The organism is Undibacterium sp. JH2W (assembly GCF_049340425.1).
In the GTDB taxonomy this organism is placed as follows: Bacteria; Pseudomonadota; Gammaproteobacteria; order Burkholderiales; family Burkholderiaceae_D; genus Undibacterium.
Genome location: NZ_JBMPOT010000001.1, coordinates 269,388 through 292,228, shown reverse-complemented (window position 1 = coordinate 292,228; position 22,841 = coordinate 269,388). Strand labels below are relative to the sequence as shown.

General features: G+C 51.3%; 21 protein-coding genes. 8 read left to right on the top strand and 13 right to left on the bottom strand.

Annotation, left to right across the window (positions count from 1 at the left end; translation table 11 throughout):
* The first annotated feature begins 9 nt into the window (after nt 1–9).
* Entirely contained in the window at nt 10–1,395 is a 1,386-nt protein-coding gene (gene dbpA / locus ACO0LC_RS01315; RefSeq protein ID WP_422999850.1) for an ATP-dependent RNA helicase DbpA, read from the top strand.
* Between the two features lie 583 nt (nt 1,396–1,978).
* Here the strand turns inward: dbpA and ACO0LC_RS01310 are convergent.
* Genes ACO0LC_RS01310 through ACO0LC_RS01295 form a run of 4 tightly spaced genes read right to left on the bottom strand, consistent with a single transcriptional unit; the run spans nt 1,979 to nt 4,785 of the window.
* Nucleotides 1,979–2,782 carry an arylamine N-acetyltransferase family protein gene (locus ACO0LC_RS01310; RefSeq protein WP_422999848.1) on the bottom strand — a complete coding sequence of 268 codons (804 nt, stop codon included), beginning with the start codon at nt 2,780–2,782 and terminating at the stop codon, nt 1,979–1,981.
* A complete protein-coding gene (locus tag ACO0LC_RS01305) occupies nt 2,772–3,287 on the bottom strand; it encodes a flavodoxin family protein (protein ID WP_422999846.1) in 516 nt (171 codons plus the stop codon). The genes ACO0LC_RS01310 and ACO0LC_RS01305 overlap by 11 nt, the downstream gene beginning before the upstream one ends.
* 58 nt (nt 3,288–3,345) lie before the next feature.
* Nucleotides 3,346–3,777, bottom strand: a complete 432-nt coding sequence (locus ACO0LC_RS01300) for a PaaI family thioesterase (protein ID WP_422999844.1) — start codon at nt 3,775–3,777, stop codon at nt 3,346–3,348.
* A 45-nt stretch (nt 3,778–3,822) separates the two neighbouring features.
* Nucleotides 3,823–4,785: an NAD-dependent epimerase/dehydratase family protein gene (locus tag ACO0LC_RS01295; protein WP_422999842.1), complete on the bottom strand. Its 963-nt coding sequence runs from the start codon at nt 4,783–4,785 to the stop codon at nt 3,823–3,825.
* A 141-nt stretch (nt 4,786–4,926) separates the two neighbouring features.
* Between ACO0LC_RS01295 and ACO0LC_RS01290 the strand changes: the two genes are divergently transcribed.
* Nucleotides 4,927–5,850, top strand: a complete 924-nt coding sequence (locus tag ACO0LC_RS01290) for a LysR family transcriptional regulator (RefSeq protein ID WP_422999840.1) — start codon at nt 4,927–4,929, stop codon at nt 5,848–5,850.
* Here ACO0LC_RS01290 and ACO0LC_RS01285 read toward each other — a convergent pair.
* The 7 genes from ACO0LC_RS01285 to ACO0LC_RS01255 form a co-directional block, all read right to left on the bottom strand.
* Nucleotides 5,833–6,348, bottom strand: coding sequence for a hypothetical protein (locus tag ACO0LC_RS01285; protein WP_422999838.1), 516 nt, complete (start codon nt 6,346–6,348; stop codon nt 5,833–5,835). The two genes, ACO0LC_RS01290 and ACO0LC_RS01285, sit on opposite strands and share 18 nt — an antisense overlap.
* A 20-nt stretch (nt 6,349–6,368) precedes the next feature.
* Nucleotides 6,369–7,778 (bottom strand): hypothetical protein, encoded by a 1,410-nt coding sequence (locus ACO0LC_RS01280; RefSeq protein ID WP_422999836.1) that lies wholly within the window; start codon nt 7,776–7,778, stop codon nt 6,369–6,371.
* Nucleotides 7,779–7,785: 7 nt separating this feature from the next.
* A complete protein-coding gene (locus ACO0LC_RS01275; protein WP_422999834.1) occupies nt 7,786–8,082 on the bottom strand; it encodes a hypothetical protein in 297 nt (98 codons plus the stop codon).
* A gap of 36 nt (nt 8,083–8,118) precedes the next feature.
* Nucleotides 8,119–8,436, bottom strand: a complete 318-nt coding sequence (locus tag ACO0LC_RS01270; protein ID WP_422999832.1) for a hypothetical protein — start codon at nt 8,434–8,436, stop codon at nt 8,119–8,121.
* 33 nt (nt 8,437–8,469) lie between these two features.
* Nucleotides 8,470–8,928, bottom strand: a complete 459-nt coding sequence (locus tag ACO0LC_RS01265) for a GNAT family N-acetyltransferase (RefSeq protein ID WP_422999830.1) — start codon at nt 8,926–8,928, stop codon at nt 8,470–8,472.
* A 217-nt stretch (nt 8,929–9,145) separates the two neighbouring features.
* The gene (locus ACO0LC_RS01260; RefSeq protein WP_423000195.1) at nt 9,146–10,498 is read right to left on the bottom strand and encodes an NCS2 family permease; all 1,353 of its coding nucleotides are present in this window, start codon (nt 10,496–10,498) and stop codon (nt 9,146–9,148) included.
* A gap of 147 nt (nt 10,499–10,645) precedes the next feature.
* Nucleotides 10,646–11,554, bottom strand: coding sequence for a LysR family transcriptional regulator (locus tag ACO0LC_RS01255; RefSeq protein WP_422999828.1), 909 nt, complete (start codon nt 11,552–11,554; stop codon nt 10,646–10,648).
* A gap of 228 nt (nt 11,555–11,782) precedes the next feature.
* Here ACO0LC_RS01255 and gcl point away from each other — a divergent pair, with 228 nt between their 5' ends.
* From gcl to pyk, 5 genes are all read left to right on the top strand, one after another.
* The gene (gene gcl / locus ACO0LC_RS01250) at nt 11,783–13,558 is read left to right on the top strand and encodes a glyoxylate carboligase (RefSeq protein ID WP_422999826.1); all 1,776 of its coding nucleotides are present in this window, start codon (nt 11,783–11,785) and stop codon (nt 13,556–13,558) included.
* A 108-nt stretch (nt 13,559–13,666) separates the two neighbouring features.
* A complete protein-coding gene (gene hyi, locus ACO0LC_RS01245; RefSeq protein WP_422999824.1) occupies nt 13,667–14,446 on the top strand; it encodes a hydroxypyruvate isomerase in 780 nt (259 codons plus the stop codon).
* 173 nt (nt 14,447–14,619) lie between these two features.
* Nucleotides 14,620–15,507, top strand: a complete 888-nt coding sequence (gene glxR, locus ACO0LC_RS01240; RefSeq protein WP_422999822.1) for a 2-hydroxy-3-oxopropionate reductase — start codon at nt 14,620–14,622, stop codon at nt 15,505–15,507.
* Between the two features lie 238 nt (nt 15,508–15,745).
* Nucleotides 15,746–17,014 (top strand): glycerate kinase type-2 family protein, encoded by a 1,269-nt coding sequence (locus tag ACO0LC_RS01235; RefSeq protein WP_422999820.1) that lies wholly within the window; start codon nt 15,746–15,748, stop codon nt 17,012–17,014.
* A gap of 84 nt (nt 17,015–17,098) precedes the next feature.
* Nucleotides 17,099–18,523, top strand: coding sequence for a pyruvate kinase (gene pyk / locus ACO0LC_RS01230; protein WP_422999818.1), 1,425 nt, complete (start codon nt 17,099–17,101; stop codon nt 18,521–18,523).
* 13 nt (nt 18,524–18,536) lie between these two features.
* Here pyk and ACO0LC_RS01225 read toward each other — a convergent pair whose 3' ends face one another.
* Together ACO0LC_RS01225 and ACO0LC_RS01220 are read right to left on the bottom strand one after the other, a co-directional pair.
* Entirely contained in the window at nt 18,537–18,911 is a 375-nt protein-coding gene (locus ACO0LC_RS01225; RefSeq protein ID WP_422999816.1) for a VOC family protein, read from the bottom strand.
* 159 nt (nt 18,912–19,070) lie between these two features.
* Nucleotides 19,071–21,314 carry a collagenase gene (locus ACO0LC_RS01220; protein ID WP_422999814.1) on the bottom strand — a complete coding sequence of 748 codons (2,244 nt, stop codon included), beginning with the start codon at nt 21,312–21,314 and terminating at the stop codon, nt 19,071–19,073.
* Between the two features lie 846 nt (nt 21,315–22,160).
* Here ACO0LC_RS01220 and ACO0LC_RS01215 point away from each other — a divergent pair.
* Complete coding sequence (locus ACO0LC_RS01215; protein WP_422999810.1) at nt 22,161–22,796, top strand: ATP phosphoribosyltransferase regulatory subunit; 636 nt, start codon at nt 22,161–22,163, stop codon at nt 22,794–22,796.
* Nucleotides 22,797–22,841: the final 45 nt, after the last annotated feature.

The following is a 22,841-nucleotide window of genomic DNA, read 5'->3' as shown; positions in this document are numbered from 1 at the left end:
ATACATCCCATGTCAGAATCCACCGCCTTTAATACCCTGCCGCTATCCGCCCCCATGCTTGCCAATCTGGACAGCCTGGGCTACAAGGAAATGACAGCGATACAGGCAGCCAGCCTGCCCATCATCCTGCAGCAACAAGACCTGATCGCCCAGGCCAAGACCGGTAGCGGCAAGACCGCCGCCTTTGGCATAGGCATGCTGGCCAAGCTCAATCCCACTTATTTTGCCGTACAAGCCCTGGTGATATGCCCTACACGTGAGCTGGCTGACCAGGTCGCCAATGAATTGCGCCGTCTGGCCAGGACCATGCCAAACGTCAAGATCGTCACCCTGTGCGGTGGCACGGCCATGCGGCCACAAATTGCTTCACTCGAATATGGTGCCCACATCGTGGTCGGCACACCTGGCCGCCTGATCGACCATATCAGCCGCAACACCATCAACCTGAAAACCGTACAAACCCTGGTACTCGATGAAGCCGACCGCATGGTCGATATGGGCTTTTATGATGATATCTACGACATCGTCGCCGCCACGCCCACGCGCCGGCAAACCCTGCTGTTCTCGGCAACTTACCCGGACGATATACGCCAGGCCAGCGAACAACTGCTGCGCGACCCGGTGGAGATCAAGGTCGAATCCCAGCATGCCGCCAATCACATTGAGCAAATGTTTTATCTGGTCACACCAGAAGGGCGCAATACCGCTGTCGCCACGCTGCTGCATCATTACCAGCCGACATCCACGATTGCCTTTTGCAATACCAAAATCCATTGCCGCGAACTGACAGAAGAATTGCACGCTCAGGGTATCAGCGCCCTGGCCCTGCATGGCGACCTCGAACAGCGTGACCGCGACGAGGTCCTGATACGTTTCGCCAATCAAAGCTGCTCAGTCCTCGTCGCCACCGACGTCGCCGCCCGCGGCCTCGATATACAAACGCTGGGTGCCGTCATCAATGTCGATGTATCAAAAGACACCGAAGTCCACATCCACCGCATAGGCCGCACAGGCCGCGCCGGTGAAAAAGGCCTGGCCCTGAGCCTCGCTACACCGGGCGAAAAGAAGTGGGTCAAACTCATAGAAGAGTATCAGGGTGAATCCGTCAGTTGGGGCGATATCCACGCAATTGAAGCCGGCCCGGAAAGAGACCTGCAAGCCCCGATGATGACCATCTGCATCATGGGCGGCAAAAAAGACAAACTCCGCCCCGGCGACTTACTCGGCGCGCTGACTGCCGACCTGGGTTTGAAAAAAGAACAGGTAGGCAAAATCAATGTCTCGGAATTTGTGACTTACGTCGCCATCGACAGACAGGTTGCTGAAAAAACGGTAGATAGGCTGAGCCGTACCAATATCAAGGGCAGGCAATTCAGGATGCGGATTGTTGATTGATTGCGGTGTCATGAAATATCAACAGCAATTGGATTGATGGTGCTGTTGACGTTGCAGTTGATTTTCTGCAGTTCCCATGTGTCGATGCCTTTGCTGCAAGGCAGAAAATGGAAAAAGAAAGGCCGATGTTTGAGGTGTAGCAGGGGTTTCGGACAGCATGCTGTCCGCCTGCGTAACGGCAATCGCTTGCAAGCGATTGTGCGCCCTGCAAGGGAAGCGAGTTTTCGGACTTTCCCATTTTTTGACTTGCAGCAAAGGGGACACCCTTCAGGGGGCAGCGACGCCTGGGTCGCCTTTTTGGCACACCTTTTTGGCGAAGCAAAAAGGTGTGTAGCCGCCGGTCTACCACCGGCCTGCAATATTAAATAACGTAAGCAGGTAATTAAAAACCTAACTCAAAAATATCGCTTTTTTTTTTAAGGAATGCGTTAACAAATGCCGAGTGTTGGGCTAGCCTAGCGAGGCCCGGCCCAACCTACGAATCGAAGTTAATAGACATCACGGCATGCCACGAACGCCCCTAGATTCCTGCCTACGCAGGAATGACGTTAATGAGATTGTCAGTGGTTGAAGCAAACAGTTCCTATACCTGCCTCACCAACAACTTCCCTACATCCACATCCCCCGCCAATCTCATCCCAAAATACTCCTGCAACAAGGCCCTGTATTCATCCTCACCATGGATAGTATGCACATGCCGCCCGAGACTATCTGTGACTATGCACTTGTTATTCGACATACTGACACGCCCCGCCAAAGTCGCAATGGAACAAATCGATTTTTGCGTGAAATGGGATAAAGGCGAAGTCTGCTGATACTCACACATTTCAAAAAAATCGCTAATCGCATAAGCTTGCAAACTAAAGCGGTATTGCGCATGTCCGGCACCGCCATCCCTGGCCTGCATGAGCACGTGATGTTGCTCATCATCCGCAGCCAGATAATAATGCAGGCCCAGTTCATGCGAACCCTCACCACCTAATTGCAAAGGCGTACGGAAGCAATCGCCAAAGCCCACATCGGCCAGATAGTCTTGCCCACCCGCGTGCACCAGCAATAGCATATGATCAAAGTCTGGCCCATAGTCTTTGCCGTTGTGTACCCGGGCAGACAAGCGGCTGACGCTAAATCCCAGGGATTCCAGCAAGAGTGCAAAAGCCTGGTTCAGCTCATAGCAGAAACCACCGCGGCCTTGCTGCTGTAATTTATCCAGTAAAGCTGCCGTCGATAAATCGAGTTTTTTCCCCAGGCTGATATCGAGATTTTCAAACGCAATTTTTTGCAGATGCGCATGATGCAAAGCTGTCAGAGTCGCCAGGTTGGCAGTGCGTGGGCCCTGATATGCCAGCCTGTGCAGATAAGCTGAGGTTTGAGTTTCATTGAGCATGCAAGGCCTCTGTAAATTTGTCTATCGCCAGTAAATGCTGGGCATGGATAAATTCATTTTCGCAATGCGCATACAGCATGCCCTGATAAGCCATGCCCAGATAAGCAAAAGTCAGCTGGAACACTTGCTCAAAACAGGCTGCTGGCTCAGCATCACAACCCGTGCCCAGCAAGGCAGCCTTCTTGCTGCGCAATTGCCGTCCCAGGTTTTTTTCGATTTTCAGCAAATCAGAAATCCTGTCCATGAAAGTTTTCATGGTAGCACTGGGGGCGTACCAATACATGGGTGTAGCAAATATGATGCGTTCAAAGCCGAGTACCTGCTTCATGAGTGCCAGGAAATCATCTTCCCGGTTTTTGAATGCATAATCAAAGGGGGCGATCTGATATTGATTAAGATCGATAACGCTGGCTTTGAGTTTCCTGGCAACAGCGATGGCGAGTTCAGCAGTATTGCCTGTGCTTCTGGAACTGCCAACGATAATGACGGTGCTGGTTTCAGTCATGGATGCGATGAACAACAAGAAAAACTTGAATATACTCTGCTATGGCAATTCTTGCAGATCAGGCCTGCACAGCCATATTGCGCACCATGGCTGTGGCCGTCGCGCTAGCGATCAAATGCTCATCCTGATATAACTCAGCCGCCAGGAAGCAGATATCCTTGCCGCGCTTTACTATGCGCGCCTTGCCTTGTATCAGCCCCACTTTTGCGGCACGATGGTAAGACACATTCAGGTTCAGGGTAGGAGCAAATTCACCAATAGCCAAAGTGGCGGCTAATGCTGGCCCCATGCTGTCGTCCAGCATGGCTGCCAGAAAACCACCCTGGATATTGCCAGCCGGATTGGTAAATTCATGGACAGCCTGGAACTCGGTTTCTATCGTGCCTGCTTCTGCATCTATCTGCGTAAAGCGTATACCCAGGGTCTTTGCTGCCGGTGGCGTCGGCAATTCACCGGCCTGTATCTGCCAAAAGAAATTTTGCTTGCTCATACCATCTCCACTGAAAAGATGAACACAGTATAAGCCAGCGCAATATCAATTGCTGGTAGGCGACTTATGCACATAGCCATGCAAGGCATCTGGCAAGCTGCTGGTGGATATCTTGCCTAGTAAATGCTCCAGCTTCTCGCCATGCAATTGGTGTGGACGCTGCCACAGATAACGCATTTTGATGACCGCGCGCAGCATGGGAGAAAACCAGGCTATGCCTTGCATCAACAACCACGGCAAGGCCCTGGCTTGCAATGTGCGGCCACTCAATTGCTCGAGTGCGGCATGTACATCCTTGCCCGTGGCGGTGATACCGGGGTAATGCATGACCTCGAATGCAGGCAGATCTTGACGTTGCTCAGCAACACGCACGAATATCCTGGCCAGATCGGGCAGGTAGGCCCAGGCATGTGGCACATCATCTGGCCCCATATGAGTGACCACGCCTTTGGCGAGTGACTTGGTGATCGCCAAGTCCAACCAGGTGCCGGTGCCACCAATAAAATCACCAGCGCGCAAGATGACGCATCGCAAGCCTTGCTGTGTAGCAGCTGCCAGGCTTGCTTCCATGGCGATGCGTTGTGCAGCCTTGGGTGTATTGGCGACAAAGGGGGTGTCTTCTGCCAGCACCGCCGGTAAATCAGCACCGAAGTTATACACATTGCCGGGCACCATCAACAAGGCCTGGCTGGCGGTAGCGATGCGTATGACTGCTTCGGTGGTTGGGGGCAATAGCGTATCCCAGCGGGTATAGTCGGGATTAACGGCATGGATCACCACATCCACCCTGGGCACGGCAGCCAGTATGCGGGTGGTATCAAGTACATCGCATTGCAGGAATTCTATATTGCGCCCCGGCCTGTCATGGCTGGCTGTACGTGCCTGGGCAATCACGCGCCAGCCTGCTGCGGCAAAGGCCTCGACAGCACCCTGACCCAGACGGCCTTTCGCACCGAGTACCAGAACCGAAGGCAGTTGGACATTGCTCACTTTGCTTGCAAGATTCATAGGAAATCCCTTTTTATGCCTGTCAGCAAATTAGCTGATGAAAGCATTTTCAAGCACAGCCTATGCATTTACAATCGACATATATGGATAGATATTATTCAAATTTGCATACCGCTATTACAATCGCCATCAAGGAATACCATGTCCAAGCTCACTTTTGACCCCAGCCAGACTGACTGGAACCTGATACGCAGCTTTGTTGCTGTGGTTGAACAGGGTTCCTTGACGCGGGCAGCCGAGGTGCTGGGCCTGAGTCAGCCCACGCTGTCACGACAGATTGCAGAGCTGGAAAGCAGCGTAGGTGCAGCCTTGTTTGAAAGAGTGGCACGTGGTTTGAAATTGACCAGTAGTGGTGAAAACCTGGTGGAGCCAGCCCGCTACATGATGGCAGCAGCACGCTCACTGGGCATGGCTGCTGCCACGCAAAACCACGAGTTGCGCGGCACGGTCAGGATTACGGCCAGTGAAATGGTATCCGGCTTCGTCTTGCCATCATTACTAAGACAATTGGCCCAGCTACATCCAGAAATCCAGATAGAGCTGGTGGCCAGTAACCAGGTCAGCAATTTGCTGGAGCGCGAAGCCGATATCGCCATACGCATGGTACGGCCAACCCAGTCAGCCCTGATTGCCCGCCACCTGACTGACTGGCCCATAGGCATGTATGGACACAAAGACTATCTGGCGGGCTTGCCCGGCTTGCCTACTCCTGACTCGCCCACCTCGCTCGCAACAATGCAGAAATTCCGCTGGCTGGGACTGGATCAGTCTGACCAGTTTATTGCCGGATTTCGTGCAGCAGGTATACAAGTAGACCGCAGCTTTTTCGACTTTCGCTGCGATAATCATCTGGTCAACTGGCAAGCCATGCAGCAAGGGCTGGGCATAGGCATCGCCTTGCAATGGCTGGCAGAGCGCCATGCAGAACTGGAGCAGGTGCTGCTTGGGCAAGAACTTCCCGCCCTGCCGGTTTGGTTGACGACACACAGAGAACTCAAATCCAGCAAACGTATCAGGACAGTATTTGATTTTCTGGCAGAGGGCCTGCTACAGTACAGGTTTTAAATCACAATGAATTTGCAGGCTTTCCGTGGCATTCCTGTGTAATTGAAAACCCTGGGCAAGCAAGGCTGCCAGTACCATACTCAGTTCTTCATCAAATTTTTTGATACGCCTCGCTTGCCATGACATGGGAGTGAATACACTCAAAGGCAATAAGCGTACCCTTTGCCCATTGATGCTGAAAGAAACATCAATATGTGTACCATCAAGATCATGCCCATTGCTGCCGAAGATATCTTGTATTTCCTCTTTTCTATGACGATAAAGCAGGCCAAACAGACAGATCCCGGCACGCCGGAACGCAGTGCGGGCTCGACCCAATTCTGAGACACGAGGCTCGTAGGCGCGCGTCAGTATCAAACCCAGATGTCCGGGCAAACTAGCTTGCACAGCCTGCAATTTTTGCCAGGCCAAACTATCTATCAATACTTGTGTAGCAGGCCAGCGTGGCATAATACTGAGATTATTTTGTACGCCTGAGGAGAGAGAGATGATGCTCAAGATAGGTTTGGTAATAGGATTTAACAGCCACAGATAGTATATTGGTCTATATCAAATAAATACCAGCGCCCGCCTGCATTGACGAAGATCACTCTATAAGCTGGTTGATGCACGGCACTGTCGAACATGATACCGCGGTGCCAGGCTTCAGCGATGACAAAATCGACGACGCCATCATTGTCAAGGTCTATGCTGGTGATGCTGGCCTGAGAAAAATGCTCGGAGTTATTCGACTTTGCCTCGCCGTCGTATTGCAGTTTGACTGGCGCTTGCATTGTCACTTGCGCCATGCCATTCAATGCAGGTAATTTGTCACGGGTATAGAAATACAAAACCGCTTCATCCTTGGCTTTGGGTTCCAGCCTGCGCTGCGCCAGACTTTTCACGGGTTCGGTTTGCTCATCGGGCCCACCGTAACGAAAACCCTGCTTGCAGTTATCTGCGCCCAGGCTGTACTTTACATCCGAGCTGGCTGATTGCAATCGCCCACTGAGCATTACACTATGCTTGAAAATCGGCTTTTGCAGGAATACATCGACCTTGCCCAAATCCCACCAACCGATAATATTGATGCCTGAAGCTTCGTAATTGTCCCAATAAGGACCAGTGACAGGCTTGATGACATAGGGCATCTTGTATTGCCTGGAAATCTCTTCAGGGTTGGCAGAAGGCCTGCCCAATTCATCCAGGGATTTAAAATATGATGGTGCAGCAGCAGGCAAATCCAGTTGCCGCAACATGAGCAGCACACCGGGATAAAACAGGGAAGAATGCAAACGACTTGTAGCTGCTGTCGTCTGTTTACCCGGCAATTCTTCTGACCTTGCCAGCCTTAACAAATTTTCCCAAAGAGCAGGTGGCTGGAAAGAGGCGGAGTCTGGCTCTATGACACCGGCCATCATGCGTTGCTTCATGGCCTCAAACTCAGGTATAGGAAAACGCTTGAGTATTGGTCGTTTTTCCCAGACAAATTTGTCGTCTACGGTTTCCAGTGCTTTTTGTTGCGGACTCAGCATGGTTTCCTGGAAGTAGGAACCGGCATCTTGCAGACGCCTTAAGCTGGGTGCCATCCAGAAACTGCGAGCAGGAAAATAATTAGTGCTTTCGCCAGTACGGTGATAGCTATCAACAAAGTCTTCCAAACGCAAAGCCTTGTCACCCAATAAGTTGCAGGCCATAAAACCTTGCTGCCCCGCACCCCAGGTAATGGCGCAGAATCTGGTATTCGATGCAGACACATCCACCTGCACAGGCGTATTCACGACCAGATGTGTCAACACTTCTGCATTGGCTTCTGGTCTGGCACGGACATTGACCCAGGAACCATGTACCCAGCGTGCTTCGGTACTGGCTTGTACCACTATGGGAAGCGATAAAATACTGGCGGCAAATAGTGTTTGAGTTAACAGCAAGCGCGATAATTTTTTCATGGGCAAATCAGCTTAGTGATTGCACATACTCTAAAGCAAATGCTGCCATCACAGGAAATTTCTTGCTATGCACACTGGTCAGTGCCACCCATTCTTTCATGGGGCGGCCTTTGCCAGAGGGGTCCCATAAGACTGCACCAGCCAAAGCCAGTGCCCTGGTATGTGCATCACCTGACAATTTAAAAACCACGGTGTCTTTATGCTGTGCGATAAAGGCTTTGCCAAACATCTGGCCAGCATCCACTGAGGCCATGGTAAACAATTTCTGTATCAGTTTTTGATACTCTAACTGTGCTTCTTCCATGAATTCCTTTTACTATCAGATTGCTGCACAATGAATTCATTCATACTCATCGGCTTGCTTTTCAGTATTACGGATTTCAGCAGGATCGCTATATATTTTCCAGCAACTCCAAAGAGCCAGAATTTGGTACACCGGAGCCATGAATACCAGATCAACACGCAAGGCATGTACAGTGAATGTCGCTTCAGTATACGTAAAAATCCACCAAAAAACCGCTGTGACAGCAAACAGCATGCGATTACTTTTACTGTAGTTATCCAGACAGGCCGTGAAACTCATTAGCAATGCCACAAAACCACACGCAAAAGGATGAAATTCGAACCACCACCCAGGTGCAAAAAGAAAAGAGAACATGATCAGGATTGCCGTTAATATTGTTAGAAAAGATCAGCTTATTTCAAGTCGGAATGAACGGTTCGCGCCAGAATCTGGCATAGGATCAGGTGCGGCCACCCAGCCCAGTGATACATAAAGACTGACTGCACTTTGCATGCTGTCCCAAGTGTCCAGATGCAATGTTTTCAGTCCGCATTGTTTGGCGCGCTGTACAAGTTCTGCCAATAGTCCGCGGCCGATTCCTTTACCGCGAAAATCTTTATCCACATGAAAGCCAAACACTTTTCCTTCTTGCGCTTGCAGGCGCTCAAGTGCAACACAGCCGCAAATTTTCTGCTCAAACTCAGCGACCAGTTCCACCAAATTCTCACTGTCAGGCAAACCAGCCGAACCGATTGCAGCATCCAGGCCATTGAACTCGGCCGCAATATCAAAATCTGCAAGTGATGCCTGTACTAATTTTCTTATCTTTATATTGTCGGCTTCACGTGCACTTCTGAGGATTAACATGATTACTCCAATTGAATTCCCGCCTTCTCATTCTATACATAAGGTAAAGAACAATAGAGCAGCAGAATAATGCCATGGCCGAATTAAAGCAGGCTGGATATTAATGCGATGTGCTACAAAATATACCCAAGTATGTGGTCAAAATTACATTGCTCCACGTATAAAAAAAGCAGCGCATATTGCGCTGCTTTCAGATACAGATTACTAAGTAACTTGTTTAGCCGGCACCCAGATAAATAAACTTGAACAGGAACACCGCAGCTATCGCCCAGACTATCACTTTCACTTCCTTGGCGCGACCCGTGAATAGTTTTAATGCTGCATAAGAAATAAAACCAAATGCCACACCATGAGCAATAGAATAAGTGAAAGGCATGAACAGGGCAGTAATACCTGCCGGTATGCTTTCAGAAGTATCACTCCAGTCTATCTCTACCAGTTCACGCAGCATCAGGCAGGCGACATAGAACAGGGCGGGGGCAGTTGCATAGGCGGGTACCACGCCGGCCAGCGGCGCAATGAACAAGCAAGCCAGGAACAACAAGCCCACTGCCACTGCTGTCAAACCTGTGCGGCCACCAGCCTGCACACCGGCAGCACTTTCTATATAAGCAGTCGTGCTGGATGTCCCGAGGAAGGAACCTGCCACAATCGCAGTGCTGTCAGCCAGCAAGGCGCGGTTCAGTCTTTCCATCTTGCCATTTACCAGCAAACCGGCACGGTTGGCAACACCCATCAGCGTGCCGGTGGCATCAAACAACTCTACCAGGAAAAACACCAGCACCACATTCAGGATACCTACTGACAAGGCACCCATGATATCGAGTTTGAACAGAGTAGGATCGAGAGAAGGCGGCATGGATACCACGCCATGGAAGGTGTTGCCACCAAAGAAAAAACTCAGCACCGTCACCGTCAAGATACCGATGAGGATGGAACCGCGCACCTTGAACCTGTCCAGCGTGACGATCAAGAAGAAACCCAATGCTGCGAGTATGGGTGGCGCCTTGTGCATATCACCTATACCCACCATGGTGGCAGGATTGGCAACCACAATACCGGCATTCTTCAACGAGATCAGTCCCAGGAAAAGACCTATGCCCACTGTGATGGCAGTGCGTATCGATTGCGGTATGCCATTGACTATCATCTCGCGCAATTTGAAGACACTGACGGCGACAAACAAACAACCGGAAATAAAGACTGCACCCAGCGCCGCTTCCCAGGGTATGCCCATGCCCTTGACGACAGCATAAGTAAAGTAAGCATTCAGACCCATGCCCGGCGCCAGCGCCATAGGGTAATTGGCATACAGGCCCATGATCATGGTGCCTATCGATGCAGCCAGGCAAGTGGCAACAAACACCGAGTCCTTGGGCATGCCTGCATCACCCAGTATCGACGGGTTGACGAAAATAATATATGCCATGGTCAGGAAGGTGGTCAGGCCTGCCAGTAATTCAGTGCGTACATCAGTATTGTTTTCTCTTAACTTGAAAAATCTGTCGAGAAAGGAAAGCTGCGCAGGGCTGTGACTGACAGGCCTGCTTGTATCTTGTGCAGCCGGAATTTGCTCGGAAGTTAACACGTTTGTCTCCTCGATTATAAGTAAATCAATTTTTTTAATTTGTGAAAAGACGATAGCTCAATTATTTCCATATCAAGGCTAAGGAATTTCTATAGATGCTATTTGAATTTGAATATGTGCCCGACCCCATCAATTTTTCAACCAGTAATCTGGCTGCGCATAGATCGCCTTCAGTGTGTCTATGAAAAACCGCGTCTTCACCGGCAAATGCCGTTGTTGCGGGTACACAGCGACGATGTCGTATTGCGGCAGGGCATAGTCATCCAGCACAGTAATCAATTCGCCCGAGATCAGTTGCGCCTGTATTTCCCAAGAAGAGCGCCAGGCCAGGCCCAGGTCTTCGCAAGCCCAGCGGTGTAGTAATTCGCCATCATTGCAATCCAGATTGCCAGCGACCTTGATGGTCACAGGCTTGCCGTTTTGCTGGAAATACCAGCCGCGCTGTTGTCCACCCTGCAAGTTGAAGGCCAGGCAATTGTGCTGGGCCAGGTCTTCCAGTGTGCGCGGTATGCCATGCCGCTCAAAATAGGCTGGCGTGCCACAAACCACACGGCGGTTGCTGGCCAGTTTGACCGCGACGAAATTGGGATCAATATTGCCGCCTATACGTATGCCCAGGTCATAACCTTCACGTATCAGATCCACCACCCTGTCGGTCAGGTTGAAGGAAATCTGTACAGCAGGATTGGCCTTGACGAATTGCGGCGCATGCGGTGCCACATGCTTGCGCCCGAATGCGGCGGGGGCTGAGACGATAAGGTGGCCAGTGGCCTTGTGCCGTCCCTCGGATACCAGTTGATCGGCATAACCCAGGTCCGCCAGCAATTTGCGGCAATGATCGAGATAAACCGTGCCCTGTTCAGTCAGCGTCAGATGGCGCGTGCTGCGGTGCATGAGCTTCACACCCAGGCGTTTTTCCAGAGCATCAATGCGACGACCCAGCATGACCGGGGTAATGTTCTGGCCCAGCGCAGCGCGGGCCAGACTGCCTTTTTCGACGACATCGACGAAGGCTTCGATTTGGGTGAGTTTGTCCATGGTTTATCGCGGTTTGATTGCCAAAAACCCCTCACCACAGAGGCACAGAGGCACAGAGGCACAGAGGCACAGAGGGGGCCCAGAGCAAAGCTAAAGGCCTCTTTATTATTCCATACTTCAAGTATCGAATAAAGCGAGAATTTGTCTTCTTATCAGTGACCTGTTTTGCCTTTAGCATGTGTTTCAAGATCTGCATACACACAACTAATAGCAAAACTGGAGAGCAAAATGGCAAAGATGACGGCGGCGCAGGCGGCGGCTTATGTGTTGGAAAAAGAAGGCGTGCATCAGGCTTTTGGGGTGCCGGGGGCGGCGATCAACCCGTTTTATGCGGCTTTGAAGAAGCAAGGCACTATCAAACACATACTGGCGCGCCATGTTGAGGGGGCTTCCCACATGGCCGAAGGCTATACCCGTGCCCAGGCTGGCAACATCGGCGTCTGCATAGGCACCTCCGGCCCGGCGGGTACGGACATGATTACCGGCCTGTATTCTGCCCAGGCGGATTCCATACCCATACTCTGTATTACTGGCCAGGCACCGAGGGCAAGGTTGTACAAGGAAGACTTCCAGGCTGTGGATATAGAATCCATTGCCAAGCCTGTCACCAAGTGGGCGATAACGGTGCGTGAACCGGCTCTCGTGCCCATGGTATTCCAGCAAGCTTTTCACATCATGCGCTCTGGCCGCCCTGGTCCGGTACTGATCGACTTGCCATTTGATGTGCAGATGGCCGAGATAGAATTTGACCCTGACACTTATCAGCCGCTGGAAGTGTATAAACCCAAGGCCAGCCGCGCCCAGATAGAAAAAGCCCTCGCCATGCTCAATGATGCTGAGCGCCCGCTGATCACCGCTGGTGGCGGCATCGTCAATGCCAATGCCTCAGCCCTGCTGGTGGAATTTGCCGAACTGACTGGCGTGCCTGTCATACCTACCCTGATGGCATGGGGGGCAATAGCCGACGATCACCCTTTGATGGTAGGCATGGTCGGCCTGCAAACCAGCCACCGCTATGGCAATGCCACCATGCTGGCATCTGACTTTGCGCTGGGCATAGGTAATCGCTGGGCGAATCGTCATACAGGTTCCATTGATGTGTTTACCAAGGACAGAAAATTTGTCCACATCGATATAGAACCCACGCAAATCGGTCGTGTGTTTGGACCGGACTTTGGCATCGTCTCTGATGCTGGCGCGGCATTAAAACTTTTCATCGAAGTCGCCAGAGAATGGAAAACCGCAGGCAAGCTCAAAGACCGTTCTGCCTGGGTAGCAGATTGCCAGCAACGCAAACGCACGATGTTACGCCGCACGCATTTTGACAATGTGCCGGTGAAACCGCAACGCGTGTATGAAGAAATGAACAAGGCCTTTGGCCGCGAAACCTGCTATGTCAGTACTATAGGCTTATCACAAATCGCGGCTGCGCAATTCCTGCATGTGTATTACCCGCGCCACTGGATCAACTGCGGCCAGGCTGGCCCGCTGGGCTGGACCATACCGGCAGCCCTCGGTGTCTGCGCGGCTGACCCGCAACGCCAGGTGGTTGCCATCTCTGGTGATTATGATTTCCAGTTCATGATAGAAGAACTGGCCGTCGGCGCGCAATTCAAGCTGCCTTACCTGCATGTGGTCGTCAATAATTCTTACCTGGGTTTGATACGTCAATCACAGCGTGGCTTTGACATGGATTATTGCGTGCAACTGGCTTTTGAAAACATCAATGCGCCAGAACTGAATGGCTATGGAGTAGACCACGTTGCCGTCGTCGAAGGCCTGGGTTGCAAGGCCATACGTGTGACGGAACCCAGTGCGATTGCAGATGCCTTTGCCCAGGCCCAGCGCTGGATGCAGGAATTCCGCGTCCCAGTTGTCGTGGAAATCATACTGGAACGCGTGACCAATATCGCCATGGGTACCGAGATCAGCAATATTAATGAATTTGAAGAGCTGGCAACGGAAGATGGTCATGCGCCGACAGCAATAGCTTTGCTCGATTAAACAATTAGCGAAAAATTTTCAGGTGCCGGGTCTCCCCGTCCGGCACCCCGTGAACTCCCGCAGCTATGCTGCGGGAGGCTTACGGTCACTCATCTACAAGGATATGCGATGACCAGACTGGCCGCCAATCTCAGCATGTTGTTTACCGAACATGCATTTCTCGACCGCTTCGCCGCTGCCGCGCAAGCAGGTTTCAAGGCTGTGGAATTTTTATTCCCCTATGCTTTCGAAGTAAAACAGATCGCAGAAAAATTGCAAGAAAACAATCTGCAACTGGTGCTGCACAACCTGCCCGCTGGTAACTGGGAAGCAGGAGAACGCGGTATCGCCTGCCATCCTGACCGCGTGGAAGAATTCCGCCAGGGCGTGGACATCGCTATCGCTTATGCAAAAACCTTGAATGTCACGCAACTGAATTGCCTGGTTGGCATACGTCCGGAAAATATCAGCAAAGAAGATGCAGAGCAAACTCTGGTCAGCAATCTGCGCTATGCGGCTGACAAACTGAAGGCAGCGAATATCAGCCTGCTCATCGAAGCCATCAATACCTTTGACATACCCGGCTTCTTTTTATCTGGCACGCAACAGGCACTCGATCTGATACACGCCACCGGTTCAGACAATATCTTCGTGCAATACGACATCTATCACATGCAGCGTATGGAAGGTGAACTGATCAATACCATCAAGAATAATCTGGCGCTGATCAAACATATCCAGTTGGCTGACAACCCTGGACGCTTTGAGCCGGGCACAGGTGAAATCAATTACCGCACTATCTTCGCCACCCTGGCCGACATGGGTTACCAGGGCTGGGTAGGCTGCGAATACAAACCGCAGAACGGCACTGTTGCTGGACTGGGCTGGATCAAATCGCACGGCCTTTAATTATTTAAGATCTTAAGACCTCTCAACACTGAGACACAGAGAAAAAATAAAGAGAGTTTTTTAGTGATTTTCATCTACAGAATGGAAAGAGATTTTGGTTTTCTCATGACCTTCTCTGTGCCTCTGTGGTTAATGGTCTTCATCAAACAACAACGAAACTATCAGGAACTATCATGGCTAAAATTGGATTTATAGGTTTGGGTATCATGGGCGCACCTATGGCCGGGCATTTGCAGGCGGGTGGGCATAAGCTGTATTTGCACGACATCAAGAACCCGCCGTTTGAATTGATAGAACGCGGTGCAACCGTCTGTACATCAGGTGAAGAAGTCGCCAGGCGGGCTGACATCATCATCATCATGGTGCCGGATACACCGCATGTAGAAGCTGCGCTGTTTGGCGAAAACGGTGTTGCTGCTGGCCTCGACGCTGGCAAGATCGTGGTGGACATGAGTTCTATTTCCCCCATCGCCACCAAGGACTTCGCCAAGAAAATCAATGCCCTGAAATGCGATTACCTCGATGCGCCTGTGTCCGGTGGTGAAGTCGGTGCCAAGGCGGCAAGCCTGACCATCATGGTCGGTGGCCCTGAAGCTACCTTTGACAAAGTCAAACCCCTGTTCGAACTGATGGGCAAGAACATCACCCTGGTGGGTGGCAACGGCGATGGCCAGACCACCAAGGTCGCCAACCAGATCATCGTTGCGCTGAACATACAGGCCGTGGCTGAAGCACTGCTGTTTGCATCGAAAGCCGGTGCCGATCCGGCCAGAGTCAGGCAAGCACTGATGGGCGGCTTTGCTGCATCGCGCATACTGGAGGTACATGGTGAACGTATGGTCAAGCGCACTTTCAATCCCGGCTTCAGGATAGAACTGCATCAAAAAGATTTGAACCTGGCTTTGCAGGGGGCAAAAGCTTTGGGTGTATCTTTACCAAATACCGCGGCGGTGCAGGAATTGATGAATGCCTGTTCGGCGAATGGCATGCGTGGCCTCGATCATTCGGCCCTGTGCCGGGCGATAGAGATTATGTCGAATCATGAGATTGCCAAGGTTTGATCGTTGTTCGTCTTTGACAGTGGATACACGAAAAAAATTCATCTAGTGTCAAGCTGTTTGAGGGCATACTAGATTTTGAAATTATCTTGTAGGTTGGGCTACGATTTACCAGCCCAACACTGGGCCTTAAATTAACACGTACGTCATTGAACCGCCGAGTGTTGGGCTGATGAAGCGTAGCACAACCTACGATGTATATTGAGTGGGCACGCACTGCCCGTTTTTTAGAAAGCCCCAAATGACCACCCTAGCCCCACGCCAGTTCTTGCTTGACCTCTACACCAGCGCCGTCGCCGCCGTCAGCGCAGAGAAATGCCTGCCCGCCTTTTTGCCAGCACCACCAGCAAAAGGCCGCACCCTGGTCATAGGAGCAGGTAAAGGTGCAGCAGCCATGGCAAAGGTAGTAGAAGATCACTGGCAGGGGGAACTTTCAGGCCTGGTCGTCACACGCTATGGCCACGGTGCAGATTGCCGCAAGATAGAAGTGGTGGAAGCTGCCCACCCTGTACCCGATGAAGCAGGCAAGCAGGCTGCAGCGCGCATACTGGACATGGTGCAAGGGCTAAGCAAGGATGATCTGGTACTCTGCCTGATCTCCGGCGGTGGATCTGCCTTGCTGGCCTTGCCTGCAGATGGTATCAGTCTCGAACAGAAGCAGGCCATCAACAAGGCCTTGCTGAAAAGCGGTGCAGCAATTTCTGAAATGAATTGCGTACGCAAGCATTTGTCAGCCATCAAGGGCGGCCGTCTGGCGCTTGCCTGTGCACCGGCACGCGTGGTGACTTTGCTGATCTCCGATGTACCCGGCGATGAACCCGGCATCATCGCCAGCGGCCCTACTTTGCCCGATGCCACGACCTGCGCAGAAGCCCTGGCGATCTTGCGCAAATACGATATCGCTATTCCAGCAGAGATTTTGCAGCATCTGGAAAGCGGTAAAGGCGAAACACCCAAGCCCGATGATGCGCGTTTTGCAGGTCACAGCCATCATGTCATTGCTACGGCACAGGAAGCACTCGAAGCCGCCGCAGCCACGGCGCGTGCAGCAGGTATCACACCCTATATTTTGTCGGATGGTATAGAGGGCGAAGCCCGCGATGTTGCCCTGGTGCATGCGGCCCTGGCCAAGCAGGTGGCAAAGCATGGCCAGCCATTCCAGAAACCCTGCGTACTGATTTCTGGCGGTGAAACCACCGTCACTGTGCGCGGCAAAGGGCGTGGTGGTCGCAATGCAGAATTTTTACTGAGCCTGGCGGTGGCACTCGATGGTTACAAAGATATTCATGCCATCGCCTGTGATACTGATGGCATAGATGGCTCGGAAGATAATGCCGGGGCGCTGTATGCGCCAGATTCCGTCGCCCGTGCCGCAGCAAAGCAGATACGCGCCCGCAGCCTGCTGGAAAACAATGACGGCTATGGTTTTTTCAGCGCAATGGAAGACCTCGTCGTCAGCGGCCCTACACGCACCAACGTCAACGACTTCAGAGCTATCCTGATCTTGTAAGACATAACTCAAACATTCTACGACAGCAAGAATACGGTGCAGCGCGCCGGGACGGCTGCCGTCTATAACAAATGAAAGCAAGCCATGAAACGCAGCCGCAAAGCAAAGATAGTCGCCACCCTGGGGCCCGCCAGCAATAGCAAAGAAGTCATCAAAACCTTGTTTGAAGCCGGTGCCGATGTATTCCGTTTCAACTTCAGCCACGGCAGCCACGCTGACCATCAATTGCGTTGCAATATTGTGCGTGAAATCGAAGCAGAACTGGGTCGCCCTATTGCCATCCTGGCGGATTTGCAAGGACCGAAACTGCGGGTAGGGCAATTCAGTGCGGGCCGGGTCATACTTACTGCCGGGCAGGAATTCATACTCGATAGCGACAGCACGCCAGGTGACGCAAACCGGGTCTGCCTGCCACATCCTGAATTGTTTGCCGTCATCACAGCCGGGCAATCATTATTGCTCGACGATGGCAAGTTGCGTCTGCAAGTCATGGATAGTGATGCAAACACCATACGTACTCGCGTCATCAATGGCGGTGCACTATCTGACCGCAAGGGCGTGAATGTGCCAGATGCGGTATTACCCATCCCGGCGCTGACAGAGAAAGATCGGCGCGATCTGTCCTTCGCGCTGGATATGGGAGCAGACTGGATCGCCCTGTCCTTTGTGCAAAGGCCTGAAGATGTGGTGGAAGCCAGGACATTGGTGGCAGGGCGTGCCGGAGTATTGTCCAAACTGGAAAAACCAGCAGCACTGGACAGGCTGGAAGAAATTGTCGCAGTATCCGATGCCATCATGGTGGCCCGTGGTGACCTGGGTGTGGAACTGCCACCAGAGCGCGTACCCGGGGTACAAAAGCGGATCTTGCGCGTCTGCCGCAGCCATGGAAAACCGATAGTCATCGCCACCCAGATGCTGGAATCCATGATAGCCGCGCCCGTGCCCACCCGTGCTGAAGCATCTGATGTCGCCAGCGCGATTTATGATGGGGCTGATGCGGTCATGCTGTCAGCAGAATCAGCCAGCGGTGCCTACCCGGTTGCAGCCGTTGAAATCATGGACCGCATCATCTGCGAAGTGGAACGCGACCCCCTGTACAAAAACATGATCGCCGCCCAGCATGAAGCGCCGCAGAATAATAAGGGCGATGCCATCTGCGCCGCCCTGCGCTCAGTCACACAAATCGTCGGTGCGGTGGCGACCGTCACCTATACCAGCTCTGGTCACACCAGCTTGCGCGCCGCCCGTGAAAGGCCGATGGCACCGATACTCAGCATCACGCCGAAGATAAATACTGCCCGCCGCCTGGCACTGGTCTGGGGCGTGCATTCCAGCGTCAGCGATGTTGTACCCAACGAAGACATACTAGTCGCCACCGCCTGCCGCACCGCCTGGCAGGAGGGTCTGGCGCAAGTCGGCGAACATATAGCGATTACTGCAGGTGTGCCGTTTGGCCAGCCGGGCTCCACCAATCTATTGCGGATAGCCGAGATCTGGCCTCAGCATTAATGTGCATGCAATCTTACTCCCAGACATTGACATCGTTGGCTGTATGAAAATCTGAGCGCTGGGGATTGACGACGCAAAACCGGTGACCAGTCGGTGCTTCCATGACGACCCAGCGCTCCATGAGCTTGACGACTTTGGCGCCGAGTTTTTCCAGACGCTGGACCTCTGCTTCCTTATTGTCGGTTTCTATATCGAGATGGATGCGGCTAGTGTGCTCAACCTTTTGCAAGAGCATTTTCGGGCCAGTGGGAGTGGCTTCAAGGGCGACGTATTTTTCGTCCGCATCTCCGGCTGGATAAGCTAAAGTCGCAGCCCAGAAATCAGCTCCCGGCTTGATATCATCCACCTGGCAATCAATCAGAAAACATACCAATCGACTTTTATGCATATTGAGCTCCCTGCATGTGCGTGGAGGTACAGAATAAAAAAAAAGTATCAGCAGATTTAGTGCATAAAAAAAGGGCAGGCATTTACATGCCTGCCCCAACACCTTGTTACACTTTTCTTATAATGGCTGGTTTGCGACTAGCAAGCAGCCAGTTTTTTATCAGTCATAGGTTGCCGAAACATTGACACCTGCAAAACTCTGTCTTGCGCTCAGCATGATGTAATACCAGCGATTGGCCGTTGGATTACTGATAGTCACGCTTTCATCATTGCCGCTCTTGACGGAAGCATAGTCATAGATACCTGTGCTTGGATACTTGTCGAGAGCCACATACAAGTCCACGTCACCAGTACCACCGCTGGTAGTCAGTTTCAGGTTTTTCGCGCCTGCAGGTACCATGATGTAAGCATAAGCCTGGGTGCTCGATGCATAACCGCGTTTAACGCAGTTTTTACCCAGGTAGCTACCGGCAGGGCAATCTGGCAAACTGTTATCAACAGGCAGCGGTGGTTCACCAGCTGTAGTAGCAGCAGCGACCCAGGAGGTAAACTCATTGTCATAACGTGTGCCTATATTGCTCATATAGGTTTGATAGCCATCGTAATCCCCCACGCGGAACTTGGCAATAACCGCATCCACATCACTACGATGTTTTTCCATCATGAAGCGCGTCGCCATATAACCCCAGCTATAAGCGCGATTCACATAATCAGCCATGGAATAAGTGTTGCCGAAGATCTGGCTCAGCTTATATGTGCCGGTTTTTGCTGCGTCTATAGCTTTTTGGTTATTATTTTTTTGTGACAGGTATTCTGCTATACCTTCTATCCACCAGACTGTAGGTTTGGCAGTGCCAGCACTAAAATCACCTTTCATGTCGAAACGACCATCGAGGTAATGAACGTATTCATGTTGCAGATTCCATACCTGGAAGACAGGGCGCAGCCAGGATGCCTCGTGCGCAATGAAACGCGCCTGATTTGTAGGAGAACTTGGGTCACCTTCCATATACATGCCACCATTATTGGTGTCGATACCATACAGTATGGAGGCATATTTGCTGTAGTTGGTGTAGTCATCAAACACCACGACTTCCAGTGAGGTATTGTTATCCCCGGCTACAGGCTGACGCTTGCTTTGCATCATGGTGTGGAAATAATTTTCTTCTGTTGCCAGCATGGAGCAAGAATCCTGCAACTGTACAGTAGTCATGTCCTGTGCGCGAATCTTCAGACTAGGGCTGCAAGTGTAGTTGTTTTTCAGGATGGTATTGGCCAGCGTCGTCTCATAGTTGCAAGTGCCATATTCTGCACAATTGGCAGTGTCATAGTACTTGACTGCCGATGCTGCATTCAACCACAGCGAACTGTCATTGCCTGTCATGCTGGAGTGACTGAGCTGGTACTTGATCATGGGTTTGACCGCAGACTGCAGGCTGGGATACTGCATAAAGCGGAAAGCTTCATTCTCGGTGTCGCTGAGCTGGTATTCCAGGCTGGTGCCCATCAATGCTGCTTTATTGTTGACCACGAAATTGTTCAAGGCGGTCGCATAAGACACGTCACTGCGCAATACAGGCAAGGCATCAGGACGGGAGTGTCCGTAGAATAGGATGGTCAGGGCCGCAGTGTAAGCATCGGCAACCGTCGATGATTTCAATGCATCCGTAGCAGCGGGATTGGCTGGCGTATTGGTGTAGCGGGTAACGATATTTTTTACGCTGGACAAGAAGTTGGCTTCGTCATGCAGATTGGTGACCAGCTTCAGGGTCTCTGCCGCTGTGCTTGGCCCTACTGTATTGGTCTTGAACAACTGGTTGCCATCCACCAGTTGCTTGATAGGCCCGCGCATACTGGTCAGGTAATTCGCCGAAGGCGCAGGGATGATATCACTGCCCGCCAGGTAGTAACCGGCACGCAGGTAAATGATCAAATTGACCAGTGCCATGTTAGTGGCATTGTAGTTGGCTGCTTCTTGCGCAAAGCGATTGATGACAGCCGTGAAATTGGCAGGTGAATACACCTTCGCTGCATCAGTTGCATTCAGCGAGAACAGGCCGTAATGGCATTCATAGCTGGGCAAATTGACGATGTAGGTTGCCAGGGCGTCACCGCTATAGCCAGCCAGAGTGGCCATGTTTTTGCAATCGTCAACTGGTGGCGGTGCCATCAGATTTCTTTGCTTATTGACTATGCCCAGGTCCAGGCGCGTGGCACTGGTTGGTGGCAGGTTGAATTTCTTTTGCTCTGCCGTAGGTGGCAGACTTTGTCGCAGATGCGGCATAGGTGCTTGCTTCAAGCGCGTATGTTCTTCTGCATCGGCAGCATGAACCATTTGCGTCAGGCCTGTAAAGCTAAGCGCCATCAGCCCAGCCATGCTGGCTATTTTGTTTGGATATAACATGAAATACATCTCCCTGATTGTTTAAGAGTTTCGGGCAATACCATCCCCTTCAGGCTTTTTCATCCGTCAGTTTGTAGAATGACGTCGCCCGAATTTCTGGAAGCAGGTATTTACCGACTCCATATATGTCAAAGCAGCAGACATGCATCTGCATGCCGCTGCTTGCTTTTATCAATGCCTGCGCACGTAGTGAATTTTCACAGTCAAAGTTAAAGTGTCGGCCACTTACGCGACTATCATGGCTGCCTTGCAAATGCGCTCGATAGTCAGAATCGATACGCACAAGCATTGACCTTGCCTGGATACGCCGGTAAGTGCCCTGCACTTTCGCTTTTGCTGTTGCCGTCCACTAGCCTATTAAATAGCGCCGGACATTGTCTTTACCAAATGCAAATATCATTTGGTGGAAATATATTAGTAATATATTTTATAAATATCTAGGCCAAATTTCACAAAACCAGAAAATTGGGTGTTTATTTAGCAGGACGGAATTTTAAGTTCAAAAATTCCAAACAGAAAGAATATAGTTTTGAAAAGTTGTAAAAATACGTAACAAAAAAATCCTCTAAATTATTAGAAATTCACATTTTCATATTCAATGTCTTGATTGACAGAAACAGCTGGCAAATTTATGATCCCTGCCATGCCTACATTTTCTATCTCTCTTTTGCATGCTGTCCAACATCAGTCACATCGCTGGCTGGGAGAGCTATTGCTTGGATGAATGTTAAGCCCCATCACTAAGAAAGCCCTCTCAGCCTGCACAGAGGGCTTTTTTATTTCTGCTGCGCGAAGACCGGGTTGGATGCGCAACGGCTATGTTGCAATGCAATGATGGAGTGAAATATGGAATTAAGAATAGAAGAGCAAAGTCGTGGTGTCAGAATTTTAGTGGGTGACGAAGTCAGGGAAAGACGTCGCCTCTTGAATGCCCTCATCGATATCGCGGAAGCAAATGGTTTTAATGAAATCATGTTGCCCTCACTGGAACCGGCAGCTATCTACATTAATAAGGCAGGCCCTGAAGTGCTCTCACAGATGTATGTGTTCCCGGATAAAAAAGGCAGATCGCTATGCCTGCGCCCCGAAGCGACGGCAACAGTACAACTGCTCGCTGACAAACACTACAAGCAAAAGAAAAATCTGAAGCTCTGGTATTTCGAGCGTTGCTGGCGCTATGAAAAACCACAGGAAGGACGCTACCGCGAATTTTTCCAGTTTGGTGTCGAAATCATCAATCCTGACAACTCTTCCTGTCGTGAAGAGTTGCTGGCCATGGCAGAACAAATGGTGGCTTTGAAAAGCGGTGCTTATGAAGTCGCCAGTTCAGTCAAACGTGGACTGGATTATTACACTGAGGCTGGTTTTGAAATTTCTGTCCCTGCACTCGGTGCGCAAAAACAGGTAGTCGGCGGTGGCAGCTATAAGCAGGGTATAGGATTTGGTCTGGGTTTTGACAGACTGATGTTGTGCAATAAATAAAATCCATGCATAAGAAGGGGCTGGCCCGCGATTTGCGCTGTCAGC